Origin of the sequence: Shewanella sp. NKUCC06_TVS (assembly GCF_019345515.1) — a bacterium.
In the GTDB taxonomy this organism is placed as follows: domain Bacteria; phylum Pseudomonadota; class Gammaproteobacteria; order Enterobacterales; family Shewanellaceae; genus Shewanella; species Shewanella oncorhynchi.
Window position 1 is genome coordinate 74,400 of sequence record NZ_JAHKQX010000013.1, and the last position, 14,670, is coordinate 89,069.

A 14,670-nucleotide genomic window follows, 5' to 3' on the forward strand; every position below is an offset into this window, starting at 1 on the left:
TGTTAACCTTCGTCAATATGTCAGTGCCAGCAGTAGTATCATTAAACTAGGATCCTATCTCTAAGCGCGGCGCCGCCTTCATTAAAGAAGGGAGATATTTATTAGACTCCTTTGTACAGCCGAATGTATTTCCCAGCGCTGTTATCAATGTCGCTTTATCCATAACTGGCAACACGATCCCTGAATCACTCGAGTTTATAAAAAATAAGGTGATAGCACTAGATTCTGAAGAGAACAATTTTTCAGTGTTATTAGAAATGTCCCCGCATTTTTCTGGCATTTCTTATGGATATTTCTGGCCATTTCATGGCCAGTTAGCATCGTCTTACTTACGGGTTCTATCCTATTTGTACTCGATTCAAGAATTACTCGCCATTCCCTCACCGATGACATTCGCAGTGGAATAGAGAAAGAAGAGTTTTTCTTAGTTTATCAGCCAGTGATGTGCCGAGAAAGGTAAAGCTAAGGGAGTCGAGGCATTAGTACGTTGGCAACACCCGCAAATGGGCTAGTGCGACCTGATTTGTTTATTCCCATTGCCGAAGAGGACAAATTAATTGTTTCATTAACTAACTATATTTTTGAGCAGGCATTAAAAGATTTTACTGATATGAAGGTTGACTCGGGCTTTAGGATTGCGTTCAACGTGGCGCCAGCGCATTGAAAGCTTACGCCAGTTGGGGATTTTAATGGCTATCGATGACTTTGGTACTGGGCAAACAACCTTATCTTTGTTACAAACCATGCCATTGGATTACTTGAAAATCGGTAAGACGTTACTAAAGAATAGCTAATCCGAATCTGGCTAAGAAGAGCCAATTATCTAACAAGGTTTTGTCCAAAAGTGTGTTGCGTATGTCTTTTAAATCTACAGGTTACGTGAATGCACTAAAGGTAAGCCATGGTGATTGGCGAGACGACCGTCCGCCCCATGGACGGGGCGGTCGAGCACCAAGGATGGACTAGCAGCGCGTCGGTGAGTAAATACCATGGCAAGCCTATATGCGGGGATATCAGCCAACACTAATCCCCTAAAAACAAAACCAAAACCAAAACCAAAAACAAAAACAAAAACAAAAGTCGCAGCCACTCGAGACTACTTTCCTACACATTTAAGTCCAAAACCAATACAGTCGATTTTATAATCTAGAGCCCTCAATGTGCTCTACTTAAAAATATTCCCAATAGCCACAGTCATATTCAAAGTCGCAATGTCCGCCACATGAAGTACGAAAGCCAAACCATAAGGCGAAATAGCCGATGAGATAAATCCACTCCCCTCTTAAATATAAAAAGAGGAGTGATACTTTTATTCAATCGATATCAATCAAGCCAACTTAAAGGCTTTTATTTTGGGCAGATGGGCAGCGAGTTGGGGGAATTTGTGGGGTTGAACGTCATCCCAATCAATCGAATAATAGGCGCTTAATTCACTGGCGAGTTGCTGATTATCGAACATCTCATCATTCACAGAAAATATGCACATGGCCTTGTGAGTATTCTTTTCACGAAATTGCGACACGCACTTATTAGCAATATCGGCATATTCTTCTGGACGGTCAATCTTGCCCTGCATATTATTTTCTGGGTGCAAATTAGGGTTAATCAGCACAGATTTAAGACCATTTAAAAATCCAATCCGCTCGGCCCAATAAGCGCCGAGTCCCACGCCAACCATTAACGGCGCGGGATCGTCGCTATGCTGCATTTGCTTAGCGACTTCCTTGAGCAAGTGTTGCATGTCGTGCTTAGGGTGCAAGGTGCTGTAACTGATCAAACGCACATCAGGGTCAATAAATTGCAACTGACGCATTTTTTCGTGATTACCTGGGCTAGTCGCATCAAATCCATGAAGATAGAAAATCATATCAAGGCCTTTTAATCATTTTTAATCACAGTGAATTAACTAACCCTAGCAAAAGAGTGATCTCACACCTTGCGCTACATCAAACTTTCGCCTGTTGAGCCAAACAAATTTGCTCTGCAAGCTGCTTGGCATTTTCCCAACGGGCCGTATTATCGAGCGCCGCTGCCGTTTGCGCGGCATTAGGTTTAAGTAAACTCGCAGGATACTGTGGCGCGATCGCAGGCCATGTAAAGCCATCCAGCAGCGACATCACGCCCGCATTGTCATTACACACTAAAATCATGTCGCAACCTGCGGCTAAGGCGGCGCTGGCCCTTGCACGGTAATCGCCCGCAAATCCTGCGCCTTGCATGCCGAGATCGTCGGAGAAAATCACCCCGTTAAAGCCGAGTTCTTTGCGTAGCACTTGTTTTAACCAGTATTCAGAGAAGCCCGCAGAGTTAGGGTCGACTTTAGGGTAAACCACGTGCGCGGGCATAACGCCTAATAACTTTTCTTTTGCGATCAATTCTTTAAACGGTAGGATATCCTTTGCAAAAATCGCCTCGGCATCGCGATCATCAATGGGTTTCTCATAGTGCGAATCCGCCACTACACTGCCGTGTCCGGGGAAATGTTTACCCACGGCGCCCATGCCAGCTGCGGCCATGCCAGCAATAAAGCTTTCGGCCAGTGTAATGACCTCGGTGGGCTCAGGGCTAAAGCTGCGTTTACCTATGACTTGGCTTACACCGTTTAAGTCCAACACGGGCGCGAAACTTAAGTCGATATCGCAAGCCAGTAATTCAATCGCCATCAAGAAACCGAGCTCACAGGCCCAACGCTTGGCCAATACCATATCGCCCTTTGCTGCGGGTAAAATGTCGCCCATGGCGGGAATAATAGTAAAACCATCACGGAAACGTTGTACTCGGCCACCCTCATGATCAACGGCAATTAATATTTCTGGGCGGATTTGGCGTATCTGTTGTACCAGACGGATCAACTGATCACGGTTCGAAAAATTGCGGGAAAATAGGATTAAACCACCGACCTGTGGATGGCGTAGCATCTCAGATTCAGCCTCACTGACGTCCAACGACAGTAAATCCAACATTAAATAGCTCATACTTCTCCCTAAAAATATTCATTAATACTCAAAAAATAACCACTCAAGCCATAAGTAGTCCACGCTCACAAAAAAGCTAAAAAAAGCGAGCCACCTACCCTTGTAGCGCTATCGAAGCCTGTATTCTTGGCCATAAAATGGCCTGTAAAAAAGTCCCAATTAAGTTCAGCTTATCCGAACTATTACGAATAAAAAAAACTAATGTGAATTGTCACACTAATCTATGGGATACTGGCGTTAGAGTATCACACAAGCAGATTTCGCATGAAAGAACGCCGCCAGTGACCAGAGTACACGCGCAAGATTAGCGTGCTTCAATCTGCAGAGCGAGCAATCCCATGCACTCAGACTAAAATAATAAACAAGACACAACAGGACTTCTATCATGATTAGCGTATTTGACATGTTCAAGATCGGCATAGGTCCATCGAGTTCACATACCGTCGGCCCAATGAAAGCGGGCAAAATCTTTATGCAAAACCTGACTGACTCAGGACTCGTGACCCAGATTGATGAATTAAGAGCCGAACTCTTTGGATCCCTCGGCCAAACAGGCAAAGGCCACGGCACGGGCAAAGCAGTGATTTTAGGCTTAATGGGCGAAGATCCCGAAACAGTGGACACTGACAGTATCGACGGCATTTTAGAACACGTCTCCAAGGACGAAACCTTAACGCTGCACTGTGGCAAAGTGGTTAAGTTTACCCGTGAGCAAGGCATTACCTATCACAGACGCAAAACGCTACCTGCGCATGCTAACGCCATGACCTTGTACGCTTACTGTAAAGGGGAATGTATTTTTGATCGCACTTACTACTCAGTGGGTGGCGGCTTTATTTTAGATGAAGATGAAATTAGCCAACGTAATGCATCGCCAGCCTCACAAATTGAATCGGCTCCTTTTGATTTTGTGAGTGCGGCTCATTTACTGGAATTATGCGGCGAGCAAGGTCTCAGCATTTCTTCTTTAATGATGGCGAACGAACTGAGTTTAGCCACTGAAGATGAAGTCAAAGCCAAGCTGTGGAATATTTGGCAGACGATGAAAACCTGTATCGAACGCGGTTATCAGAAGGAAGGTATTTTACCTGGCGGCCTAAAACTGCGTCGTCGTGCTCCTGCACTGTACCGCCGTTTGAAAGCCGAAGGCCGTAACAATGTCGATCCATTAACCGCTATGGATTGGGTCGATTTATTCGCCCTGTCGGTCAACGAGCAAAATGCGGCCGGTGATCGCGTCGTCACTGCGCCAACAAACGGTGCTGCGGGAATTATTCCTGCCGTATTATGCTATTACGATACCTTCGTACAAGAAGTGGATATCGATGTCTGCGCCCGTTATTTATTAACTGCCGCTGCAATTGGTATTTTGTACAAGAAAAATGCCTCAATTTCGGGCGCCGAAGTCGGTTGCCAAGGTGAAGTGGGTGTGGCCTGTTCTATGGCCGCTGGCGCACTGACTGAGATCATGGGCGGTACGGTTGAGCACGTTGAAAACGCGGCTGAAATCGGCATGGAACATAACTTAGGTCTAACCTGCGATCCTGTGGGCGGCCTAGTGCAAGTGCCTTGTATCGAACGTAATGCCATGGGCGCGATTAAAGCGATTAACGCCTCTCGTATGGCCCTGCGTGGCGACGGTAACCATAAGGTTTCACTGGATAAAGTGATCAAAACCATGATGGACACCGGCAGAGATATGCGCAGCAAATACAAAGAAACCGCCAAAGGTGGTTTAGCGGTCAACATTGTTGAGTGCTAAGTGCTGAGTGCTAAGTACTGAGTGTTAGTTAACTCTCGTTAATCGCTTAAATCGCACCATAAAAAATGCCGCAACCAGTGAGTTGCGGCATTTTTGTTTTAGCTAGCACTTGCCTCCTAAATCGCTATCGATGGTAGATGTGAGGCAACTGGCATAACTAAGATTTTTTCAGGGAATACTGCGAAATAATACCCGCCCAAGCTTTTTCTATTTCAGGGATTAACTGCGTAAATGCCGTTTTTTCGGTAATCACCCGCAAATCATCTACCGCTTCAGACGTTCCCCATACGCTAGCATTTCCCGTCTCTTTCGCGGTAGATTCGGCAAGTCCATAAAGATATTCAGTCCGAACATCAAAAAATGCAGCAGAAACAGTCGTCGTTACACTGATCTCTTTATTCTTTAAGAAACCCAAAGACACCACATTGAGTGGAGCAAACTGTTGTTCACCCGCATGGAATGAAGTATCGAAGGTATAGATAAGTAAGATATCCGCTTTTAATCTCGCAGCGGCTTCTCGTAAGGATTTTATCGAGTCCAAATTCTCAGGGAGTAAAATGCGATTTAATGGCGCAATACCTGACACTTGTGGCATTTTAGCTAGCCTAGCAAAGTCGGCTTCCGTCTCAACTTCGCGGGTCGTCACCACGCTATAACGACCTGTACCAAAACTGCTTACTCGATAGGATAAATAACCGGGAGCTTGAATACGCGCTACCGAAATATTTGCAGGAAACACCGCAGCAGGCTCTTTGGACATAAGTAAGTTGATATCCGATTCAGCTAACGAACTCAGCTGCACACTACCACCTGGGGTGGTGTACGATGCACATCCCCCTAATATCAACAATGCGCCTAACATGGCAAGTTTAACGATCCTCATCAAATCTCCTTTAAATACGTTTCAAATCCCTAAATATTGAATACTAACTTACTGTTGATAAATGTTTTATTCAACCAAATTAATGTTCAAGCGTGACATGTTTCTAAGCTATCCAACGACCAAGAGACAGTATTGGGTAAACAAAAGGCGCAGTGATAAAACAATATCACTGCGCCTTTTGTATCAATATTTTAAATGGGTTTAAGGCTTAAAGTACAAGCTATGGAACTTAAGGTGCTCTTCAATAAAGCTTGCGATGAAGTAGTAGCTGTGATCGTACCCCGCTTGCATCCGCACATCCAAGGGATAACCCTTGGTATGGGCGATATCCACCAGCGATTGTGGCATCAATTGGGTATCTAAAAAGCTGTCAGCTTCACCTTGGTCAATCAGTATTGGCACTTCGCTAATCGCGAGCTTAAGCAACTCGCAGGCATCATACTGGCGCCAATGTTCACGATTTTCACCTAAATACTCACTAAAGGCTTTAATGCCCCAAGGTGCATTACTCGGATTCGAAATCGGGCTAAAAGCCGAAATTGAGCTATATCTGTGCGGATTACTCAGACCAATCACCAAAGCACCATGACCGCCCATCGAATGGCCGGAGATAGCGCGCTGGCTAGTCACCGGAAAATGCGCTTCAATCAAGTTAGGCAGCTCATGGACTATGTAATCGTACATTTTGTAATGACGATTCCAAGGTGCTTTTGTCGCATTGAGGTAAAAACCCGCGCCTAAGCCTAAATCGTAAGCTTTATCTGCCGCATCAGGCACATCGTCACCGCGAGGACTGGTATCAGGGGCGACAATCGCCATCCCAAGTACCGCTGCCATGCGCTGTGCACCCGCCTTCTGCATAAAGTTTTCATCGGTACAGGTTAGACCTGACAGCCAATACAGCACAGGCACAGGTTTATTCACCGCCTCAGGCGGCAGATAAATGGCAAAGCGCATCTCGCAGTTTAACGACTGAGATTGATGGCGATACTGCTTATGCCAACCGCCAAAACTCTTGTTACAACTGATATTTTCTATGGTCATACAAGTCCTTTTAAGCTCAATCTTTTAGTGCTATTTATAACGTTAGTCTTAGCGTTAGTCATGGCGCTTATCGTCAGCTCAGTTGGCAACACAGCAGACAGATTTGCACCTGTCTGCCCGTTAGTCACATCAAGCTGAAGCATCCATTTACAATGCGAAACGGCTTATTTATCAAAATGGATCACGCTGCGAATGCTCTTACCTTGGTGCATCAGCTCAAACGCTTCATTGATTTGCTCAAGCCCCATAGTATGAGTGATAAAATCATCGAGCTTAAACTCACCCGCTAAGTAACGCTCAACAATGTGTGGCAGCTCAGAACGCCCTTTCACGCCGCCAAAGGCAGAACCGCGCCATACTCGGCCAGTAACTAATTGGAATGGACGGGTTGAAATCTCTTGTCCAGCACCGGCAACACCTATGATGACTGATTCACCCCAACCCTTATGGCAACACTCTAAGGCGCTGCGCATCACGTTGACGTTGCCGATACACTCGAATGAGTAATCCACGCCGCCATCGGTCATTTCAACGATCACCTCTTGGATGGGCTTATCGAGTAATTTAGGATTGATGCAATCGGTCGCGCCGAGTTTTTTGGCTAACTCGAATTTAGACTCGTTGATATCAATCGCGATAATGCGGCTGGCTTTGGCCATAGTCGCCCCAATGATCGCCGATAAACCGATACCGCCGAGGCCGAAAATCGCCACGGTCGCACCTTCTTCCACTTTGGCCGTGTTCATCACAGCGCCCATACCTGTGGTTACGCCGCAACCCAGCAGGCAAATTTCTTCTAATGGCGCGCTCTTATTGACTTTAGCCAATGAGATTTCAGGTAACACAGTATATTCAGAGAAGGTCGAGCAGCCCATGTAATGGAAAATAGGCTTGCCATCAAGATAAAAACGCGTGGTGCCATCGGGCATTAAGCCTTTACCTTGGGTCGCACGGATTTTTTGGCATAGGTTAGTTTTGCCCGATAGGCAGAACTTACACTCGCCGCACTCTGGGGTATAAAGTGGGATCACATGATCGCCCACTTGTACACTGGTCACGCCCTCGCCCACTTGCTCAACGATACCGCCGCCTTCGTGGCCTAAAATCGCTGGGAATACGCCTTCTGGATCGTCGCCGCTCAGGGTAAACGCATCCGTGTGACACACGCCCGTAGCCACAATGCGCACTAAGACTTCGCCCGCTTTAGGTAACATCACATCCACTTCTTCAATCTTAAGTGGTTGTCCTGGCCCCCAAGCAACAGCGGCCTTTGATTTAATAAACTGCGGTTTTTCGTTCGACATTGTTACGTCCCTTGAATAGGTAATAGGAGTAAGTCATTGGTGTATCATAAATTCAATTCAGGCCAAGCAAATTCTTGCGCCCATTGTACTGATGCTACTGAATAGGAGGATTGTATTTGTTTCTCAGCGAGAGACAATCTAGTATTCAAGCAATTCATTTTTACTGAGTAACAACAATGTATCTCTGGGATGGCATTTCTGAATTTGTCGCAGTGGCTGAGGCCGAAAGTTTTACCCTAGCGGCGCAGCGGCTGAATATCTCCACCGCCCACGTTAGCCGCCAAGTGAGCACCTTAGAAAACCGCCTCGGCACAAAACTCTTTTACCGCACTACCCGCAAAGTGTCGTTAACCGAAGAAGGCACGATTTATTATCGTCATTGCCGCCAATTACAAACTGGGTTAGAAGAAGCCGAGCGCGCCATCTCAAACCTAAAGGACTCACCCCAAGGCTTAGTCAAGCTCACAGCGCCCGTCGCCTATGGCGAGAAATTTATCATGCCATTACTCAATGATTTTATGGTGCAATATCCCAGCGTTGAGTTTAGCGTCGACTTGACCAATCGCACCTTGGACTTGATTGAAGGCGGTTATGATCTAGCGATTCGCCTCGGAAAACTCGCCGATTCGAGCCTGATGGCCAAACCGCTCAGCAGTCGCACTCACTATGTCGCCGCCTCACCGAGTTATGTGGAAAAATACGGTCAGCCCCATACCTTATCTGAACTTAGCCAGCACAATTGTTTGATCGGTAATCATAATTACTGGCGCTTTGTGGAAAATGGCCGCGAGCGCAATATTAAAGTCCGTGGCAATCTCAATTGTAACAGCGGCTACGCATTAAGGGATGCGGCACTAAAAGGCATAGGGATAGTTCAACTGCCTGATTATTATATTGAAGAAGATATTCAAGCCGGACGGTTACTCTCCTTCCTTGACAGTCACCGCGAAGCCAAAGAAGGCATTTGGGCACTCTATCCGCAAAACCGCCACCTGTCGGCTAAGATCCGTGTATTGGTCGATTACCTTGCCGAAAAACTCGCCGAGCAGGATTAAATACTGTTTGAGCAGATTGATTGGTAGCAGACAACACGGCGCAGACTAGCGCCAGTTTTCCCGCAAAGTGTAATACAACATGCCTAACGCAAGCGCTTGATTGCCGAACCATTCATTTAACGGAATGCGGATATGGCGCATGGCGGCAAACAAATCAAACTCACGCAATTGCCCGTCCATCGCATTGGCCATGATCTCGGCCATAATGTGCGATGTCGCTACTCCGTGCCCAGAATATCCTTGGCAATAGAACACATTAGGCGACACTTTGCCGAGCTGCGGGATACGGTTAATCACAATTCCTGCCATTCCCGCCCACGCAAATTCGATATTAACGCCCTTTAATTGTGGAAACGTACGCTCAATCGCGGGCCGTAATTCCACCGCCACATTTTTAGGATCGCGGCCGCTGTAGTTAGTCCCGCCGCCGAACATCAGCCGTTTATCCGCGGTCAGGCGATAGTAATCCAGTACAAAGCGGCAATCGTACACGGCTAAATCCTGTGGATTGATTTGTAAAGCGATCTCATCGGGCAAAATCGCAGTGGCGCAATTGCCTAAGGACACCGGAAATAACATACCGCGCAGTTTTGGACGGGCGAGTTTATGGTAAGCATTACCCGCGATCAGCACACTATTGGCGCGCACTTTTCCCTTGGCAGTGACAACAGTCGCCACATCGCCTTCTTCAATATCAAGTACGGGTGAGTGTTCAAAGATTAACGCCCCAAGACCTGCTGCCGCGCGGGCTTCACCCAAGCATAGATTAACAGAGTGTAAATGCATGTTGCGCCGATTGACTAAGCCGCCGTGATACAAGGGCGAGCCTAAATAGGCGGGCATTTCATCGGCGGATACCAACGTCATAAATTCACCCATGCCGCGGCGCTGTGCCTCATCATGCATAGCCCTAAGCTCTTGCATGTGCTTTGGCTGGTAAGCGGTTTGGATATGACCAAACTTTAAATCACAGTTTATGCCGTACTTGGCCACCCGATTTTTAATTATATCGTGGCCGCGCCAACGCATATTCCACACATAATCTTCAGCTTCATTGCCGATTTGACGGCGCAGCTGTTTTGTCATCGCAACATCGCCGGACAAACTGCCCGTCACCTGCCCACCGTTGCGTCCGGTCGCGCCCCACGCAATTTTATTGGCCTCAATAAGTGCCACTTTATAGCCCTTCTCAGATAATTCCAACGCCGTTGCCACGCCTGTAAAACCGCCACCGACAATCGCCACATCGACTCGAATGTCGCCTTCAAGCGCAGGATAATCCGACTCTTGGTTAATGGTGGCATTGTAGTAGGAGGCGCAACGCTCTGCTGGCATGGTCATTCCTTGATGTTGAAAGTTAACTGTTGATGGCTGAAAGTGAGCGTTGAGTCTTAGTTCTGGACACTCGTTTTAACGCGGCATTATACCGATGTTGTTTTATATTTTTTACAAGCGTTCAGAATTTGTGAGTATATCTGAGTTGAGATCGAGATCAACAGTGAATTGCGATAACTATTTGCAGGACAGGACAAAGGAAGTTGAGCTAACTGCAGGCTCCTTCTTGAAGAACCTGAAATGGAGGTGCTTGAGATGGAAGCTTCTGAAATGGCGGTACCTAAAATTAAGGCACTAAAATTAAGGTACCTAAGATAGAGACTCCGAATGTTAAGGCGCGGCTCATTTTATCTTTTAAGTCTTATACTTTTTGCTGGTTTAAGATAGGCTTGTGCGGCGTCATCCTCTTTTTATCTCAGCAACCTAGAGTCCATTATGCCACTAATGCCAATTACCCAGCCACTTGTCCAATTGCCGTTTTCCCAAGCGTGCGAAAACAACAAAGCGCCGATTTTAGCGGTATTAACACAAGCATTCTCACTCAACCAACATGTACTCGAAATCGGCAGTGGCACAGCGCAACATGCTGTGTATTTTGCAGCAAATCTTCCCCATTTAATCTGGCAAACCAGCGATCAAGCTGAATATATTGAGGTAATTACCGCAAGGTGTATGAATGAAGGCAAGCTACCCAATGCAGCGGCAAACCTACGCTTACCACTTATCCTTGATGTCACTGTGCCATGGCAGGTGGAGGGCTTAACACCCGAGATTGACGCCGTTTTCAGCGCCAACACTTTGCATATTATGAGCAAAAATATGGTTGAAGCGTTTTTTATTGGCCTTGGTCTGTACCTGCCCCAACTCAAGACCCTGTGTATTTACGGCCCCTTTAACTACCAAGGCGAATTTAGCAGTGACAGCAATCGCCAGTTTGATGCCTTTTTAAAACAGCGGGATCCCGCCAGCGGCATTCGCGATATTGAATGGATTTGCAGTTTAGCCAGCGAGCAAGGCTTAACGCTGAAGCAAGATGTGGCTATGCCCGCCAATAATCGACTACTGCATTTTGTTAGAGGCTAGCTTTTTGTTAAAGGCTCATTTTTTGTTAAAAGCTAGCTTTGGTTGAGTGGTTTAGTCCGTTTTGGCCTCAGCGGTTCTGTGTCCATAGCTCAGCACTCGAGTGGCTTTCCACTGCTCGTTCTGTTTGCGCCACACAATGACAAAGTCGGCTAGGCCATCACAGCTACCAGTTTCAAAGCTGCAAAAACGATGAACGCCTTGCTCTATCGCGCCAAACTCTTTCACCGGAAACACTTTCATCGTGCCCGCAACTAACTCGCGGCGGTAATGGCCACAGGCATATTTTTCGGTATTAGCGATCATGTCCTTGCGGTTCCAAGTGACGCCGCCCGTGTCGTGGTAAAACTCTACATCTTCAGTGAAAAACGCCGCGTGTTTCTTGAGTTCAGCAGGGGCTGAACACTTATTGAAACTGTCGAACACAGCAAAATCCACCGCTGCAATTTGGGTAAATAAAGTGTCTGTAAGTGCAGCAGCGGGCTGAGCAATGTCAGCTTGTGGAGCCCCAGCCGTTTTAACTGATGCTGCTTTAGCTAATGCGGGCGCATCTGTTGCAACAGCAGGTTCGGTAGTGGCGAGTGACAAAGTTAAAACAGTGACTGTGGCTAGGCTATAAAATGCTGGATTCATATTCTCTCCGTAAATATTGGCAATACATTTTGTATGGCGACGATTCACATCACAAACATGAATGCACCACGAGACATAAAGTCACATCGCCAGCAAAGCTTATGCCAGTTAAAATGTCCATATTAATCATATTGATATAGCTTCATATTACGTTATGCAGTTTTGTGCGGTGATAGTTTCTGATTATTCTCACTATTTTTTAGTGATTTATCCGACGACAGTCAGACTCAGATCGTCATACTCAGTGCCTTATGCTCAATGCGCTCAATCAGAATGACCATGCCAGCGAGCAACACGTCGAATATACGGGCTATCACACTGTTATTAAACACTAAAAAATTTACACTGCCTTTACACAAAAGAGAGACATCCAAGCTTGAAGCTATAATTAAGAATAATTATCATTCGCCAAAATTACCGAAGGAAGAATGATATGCCCCGCTTTATCCGTCGCACTCGCCAAACCTCGCATCTATCTCATGCAACACAGACACCTATGTTGAGCCAGCTATCGCGCGCTATTGGTTTATGTTTGTTATTACCTGCAGCATGGGCTAGTGCTGCAAACACGCAAGATACCACTCCAGAAATGGAACGCATGGTGATCACAGCAACACAAACTAAACACTCGGAGCTTTCGGCGCCAGCTTCAGTGTCCGTGATAAACCGCAGTGAACTTGAAGCGCTAGTCATAGACGATCTTGCTAGCGCAGTCCGTTATTTACAGGGTGTGAACATCAGCGAAGGCACGCCCTATGGTCGCAATGAAATCAGCCTGCGAGGTTTAGATTCAGATTACACTTTAATCTTGATTAATGGCCGCCGCATTAACTCCCGCGAAGCATTAACTTCTGGTTATGGCAACGATTTTGACTTGTCCTCTATTCCAATGTCTGCCATTGAACGTATCGAAGTTGTGCGTGGGCCTATGTCATCCCTATACGGCTCAGAAGCTTTGGGCGGTGTGGTTAACGTCATACTGCGTCAACCAACTGAGGACTGGCAAACCAGCGTTGGCGTGCAATACGATGCACCTACCAGTGGCAAGGGTGGCGATAGCACTAAGTACAATTTCTACAGCAGTGGCGCGCTGATCAAAGATAAATTACTGGCAAACTTAATCGTCGACAGCAATAAACGCGATGCATGGCGCTCGGACTTAAAACCCACTATTGATGCGTTAGAAGACAGAGATGAAATCAGCGCCCTCGCCAATTTACAATGGCTGATTGATAACCAGCAAGATCTGCAATTTGACTTAAGTTACGCCAACGATGAACGCGAGTCTGATTGGAATAACTACGGCACGATTCTCACCAATAACCAACAAGCGGAGCGGATAAGTTCAGGTCTGACCCATAATGGCCACTGGAACTGGGGCGATACTCGCCTGCGCTATTACTATGAAAATGTTGAGGTGACTGACGACTCAGCGTTAATCGCCGAGATTGGTAATATCACCCAAACCAACCACAATCTCGACGGTCAAACCACTGTCCTGCTTGGCGATCACATGTTAACCAGCGGTGCAGAATACCGTTGGACCCAGCTCGAAAATAGCCGCAATATTTTAGGTGATGGCACCTTAGACGACAGCCAATCGGCATTGTATCTACAAGATGAATTTAGCTTAGGCGAACTCAATATCACCTTAGGCGGGCGCGTCGATCACCACGATGTGTACGGCACCGAATTTAGCCCACGCTTGTATTTGGTGTATAACTTAAGCTCTGAATGGGTCATTAAAGGTGGTGGCGGCAAAGCCTTTAAAGCGCCAAATATGGCGCAATCCCAAGCCGATTATATTATCCCCGCTTGTCGTGGCGCCTGTACCGTTGCGGGAAATCCTGATCTACAACCCGAAACCTCAGTGAACTACGAGTTATCGACCCAATATCAAACCACGGATTTTGGTGGCTCGATCACCTACTTCCATAACGATGTAGAAAATAAAATTATCACCGAAACTTGGAATAGAGTCCCAGGTACAGTATTAACTTACCAAAACGTGAACGAAGCTAAGATCACTGGTTGGGAATTACAAGCTTGGTACAATTTAACTCAAGATCTCAGCCTAAACGGTAATTACAGTAAAACCGATGCCGAAGATAAGCAAAATGGCGCGCCTTTTACCTTAACACCGGACGACAGCTATAACCTGAAACTGCAATGGCAGGCACTCGATGGTTTATCCACCTTTATCGCCTACCATTATACTGGCGAGCAGTATTTGCGAGCCAATGTCAAATCAGAGGGTTATGGCTCGCTCGATATAGGTGCGAATTATCAAATTAATCCTATGTTTAGACTGAAGCTTGGCGTGACTAACCTAACGGATTCTGAACGTGACCAAGTTGCCACCGACCTTGATTATATTCAAAAGAGTCGCAGTATTTATGCAGGGGTAACAGCAAGTTTCTAAGCTTCACAAGCCAGAAACTAATGTGTAATTGCAGCTCTGCTACTCAACATTAAACATCATAGGCGAAGCCCATTTTGGCTTCGCCTATTGTTTTAAGACCAAAATGAATATCACAGATCCGACTAGAAAAAGTAAAATAAATATATTTTCTAAAATATAGAATTTTTAAATAAATAT

At 46.3% G+C, this 14,670-nt stretch carries 12 protein-coding genes and 1 pseudogene; 5 read left to right on the forward strand and 8 right to left on the reverse strand.

Annotated elements, in window-relative coordinates; translation table 11 throughout:
- Positions 1 to 23: 23 nt before the first annotated feature.
- Positions 24 to 773: pseudogene (locus KO531_RS15005) on the forward strand (EAL domain-containing protein); the annotation flags it as partial.
- Positions 774 to 868: 95 nt separating this feature from the next.
- Here KO531_RS15005 and KO531_RS15010 read toward each other — a convergent pair.
- The 3 genes from KO531_RS15010 to nagZ all read right to left on the reverse strand — a co-directional run bounded on the left by KO531_RS15010 (position 869) and on the right by nagZ (position 2,975).
- Positions 869 to 1,090 carry a hypothetical protein gene (locus tag KO531_RS15010; RefSeq protein WP_219251570.1) on the reverse strand — a complete coding sequence of 74 codons (222 nt, stop codon included), beginning with the start codon at positions 1,088 to 1,090 and terminating at the stop codon, positions 869 to 871.
- Between the two features lie 237 nt (positions 1,091 to 1,327).
- Entirely contained in the window at positions 1,328 to 1,867 is a 540-nt protein-coding gene (gene ycfP, locus KO531_RS15015) for an alpha/beta hydrolase YcfP (protein ID WP_028759796.1), read from the reverse strand.
- 79 nt (positions 1,868 to 1,946) lie between these two features.
- On the reverse strand, positions 1,947 to 2,975 hold the full coding sequence (gene nagZ, locus KO531_RS15020; protein WP_219251571.1) for a beta-N-acetylhexosaminidase: 1,029 nt from the start codon (positions 2,973 to 2,975) through the stop codon (positions 1,947 to 1,949).
- Between the two features lie 385 nt (positions 2,976 to 3,360).
- Here nagZ and KO531_RS15025 point away from each other — a divergent pair, with 385 nt between their 5' ends.
- Positions 3,361 to 4,737 (forward strand): L-serine ammonia-lyase, encoded by a 1,377-nt coding sequence (locus KO531_RS15025; RefSeq protein ID WP_028759794.1) that lies wholly within the window; start codon positions 3,361 to 3,363, stop codon positions 4,735 to 4,737.
- A 157-nt stretch (positions 4,738 to 4,894) separates the two neighbouring features.
- Here the strand turns inward: KO531_RS15025 and KO531_RS15030 are convergent, their stop codons facing one another.
- The 3 genes from KO531_RS15030 to KO531_RS15040 form a co-directional block, all read right to left on the reverse strand.
- Positions 4,895 to 5,620 carry a hypothetical protein gene (locus KO531_RS15030; protein WP_011919404.1) on the reverse strand — a complete coding sequence of 242 codons (726 nt, stop codon included), beginning with the start codon at positions 5,618 to 5,620 and terminating at the stop codon, positions 4,895 to 4,897.
- Between the two features lie 201 nt (positions 5,621 to 5,821).
- Entirely contained in the window at positions 5,822 to 6,664 is an 843-nt protein-coding gene (fghA, locus tag KO531_RS15035) for an S-formylglutathione hydrolase (protein ID WP_219251572.1), read from the reverse strand.
- Positions 6,665 to 6,828: 164 nt separating this feature from the next.
- Complete coding sequence (locus tag KO531_RS15040; RefSeq protein WP_025007830.1) at positions 6,829 to 7,968, reverse strand: S-(hydroxymethyl)glutathione dehydrogenase/class III alcohol dehydrogenase; 1,140 nt, start codon at positions 7,966 to 7,968, stop codon at positions 6,829 to 6,831.
- A 176-nt stretch (positions 7,969 to 8,144) separates the two neighbouring features.
- On the opposite strand from KO531_RS15040, the gene KO531_RS15045 reads away from it, so the two are divergent.
- Positions 8,145 to 9,023, forward strand: a complete 879-nt coding sequence (locus KO531_RS15045; RefSeq protein WP_014610473.1) for a LysR family transcriptional regulator — start codon at positions 8,145 to 8,147, stop codon at positions 9,021 to 9,023.
- A 45-nt stretch (positions 9,024 to 9,068) separates the two neighbouring features.
- Here KO531_RS15045 and KO531_RS15050 read toward each other — a convergent pair whose 3' ends face one another.
- Entirely contained in the window at positions 9,069 to 10,358 is a 1,290-nt protein-coding gene (locus tag KO531_RS15050) for an FAD-binding oxidoreductase (protein WP_219251573.1), read from the reverse strand.
- A gap of 435 nt (positions 10,359 to 10,793) precedes the next feature.
- On the opposite strand from KO531_RS15050, the gene KO531_RS15055 reads away from it, so the two are divergent.
- Positions 10,794 to 11,441: a DUF938 domain-containing protein gene (locus tag KO531_RS15055; protein ID WP_219251574.1), complete on the forward strand. Its 648-nt coding sequence runs from the start codon at positions 10,794 to 10,796 to the stop codon at positions 11,439 to 11,441.
- A 51-nt stretch (positions 11,442 to 11,492) separates the two neighbouring features.
- Here KO531_RS15055 and KO531_RS15060 read toward each other — a convergent pair whose 3' ends face one another.
- Positions 11,493 to 12,071, reverse strand: a complete 579-nt coding sequence (locus KO531_RS15060) for a DUF4440 domain-containing protein (protein WP_219251575.1) — start codon at positions 12,069 to 12,071, stop codon at positions 11,493 to 11,495.
- 433 nt (positions 12,072 to 12,504) lie between these two features.
- Between KO531_RS15060 and KO531_RS15065 the strand changes: the two genes are divergently transcribed.
- Positions 12,505 to 14,493, forward strand: coding sequence for a TonB-dependent receptor (locus tag KO531_RS15065; protein WP_219251576.1), 1,989 nt, complete (start codon positions 12,505 to 12,507; stop codon positions 14,491 to 14,493).
- Positions 14,494 to 14,670: the final 177 nt, after the last annotated feature.

Coding starts and splice junctions, on each gene's coding strand:
- KO531_RS15030 (WP_011919404.1), bottom strand. CDS start 5,620: ATGAGGATCGTTAAACTTGCCATGTTAGGCGCATTGTTGATATTAGGG.
- KO531_RS15040 (WP_025007830.1), bottom strand. CDS start 7,968: ATGTCGAACGAAAAACCGCAGTTTATTAAATCAAAGGCCGCTGTTGCT.
- KO531_RS15045 (WP_014610473.1), top strand. CDS start 8,145: ATGTATCTCTGGGATGGCATTTCTGAATTTGTCGCAGTGGCTGAGGCC.
- KO531_RS15055 (WP_219251574.1), top strand. CDS start 10,794: ATGCCACTAATGCCAATTACCCAGCCACTTGTCCAATTGCCGTTTTCC.
- KO531_RS15025 (WP_028759794.1), top strand. CDS start 3,361: ATGATTAGCGTATTTGACATGTTCAAGATCGGCATAGGTCCATCGAGT.
- KO531_RS15060 (WP_219251575.1), bottom strand. CDS start 12,071: ATGAATCCAGCATTTTATAGCCTAGCCACAGTCACTGTTTTAACTTTG.
- KO531_RS15050 (WP_219251573.1), bottom strand. CDS start 10,358: ATGCCAGCAGAGCGTTGCGCCTCCTACTACAATGCCACCATTAACCAA.
- nagZ (WP_219251571.1), bottom strand. CDS start 2,975: ATGAGCTATTTAATGTTGGATTTACTGTCGTTGGACGTCAGTGAGGCT.
- fghA (WP_219251572.1), bottom strand. CDS start 6,664: ATGACCATAGAAAATATCAGTTGTAACAAGAGTTTTGGCGGTTGGCAT.
- ycfP (WP_028759796.1), bottom strand. CDS start 1,867: ATGATTTTCTATCTTCATGGATTTGATGCGACTAGCCCAGGTAATCAC.
- KO531_RS15065 (WP_219251576.1), top strand. CDS start 12,505: ATGCCCCGCTTTATCCGTCGCACTCGCCAAACCTCGCATCTATCTCAT.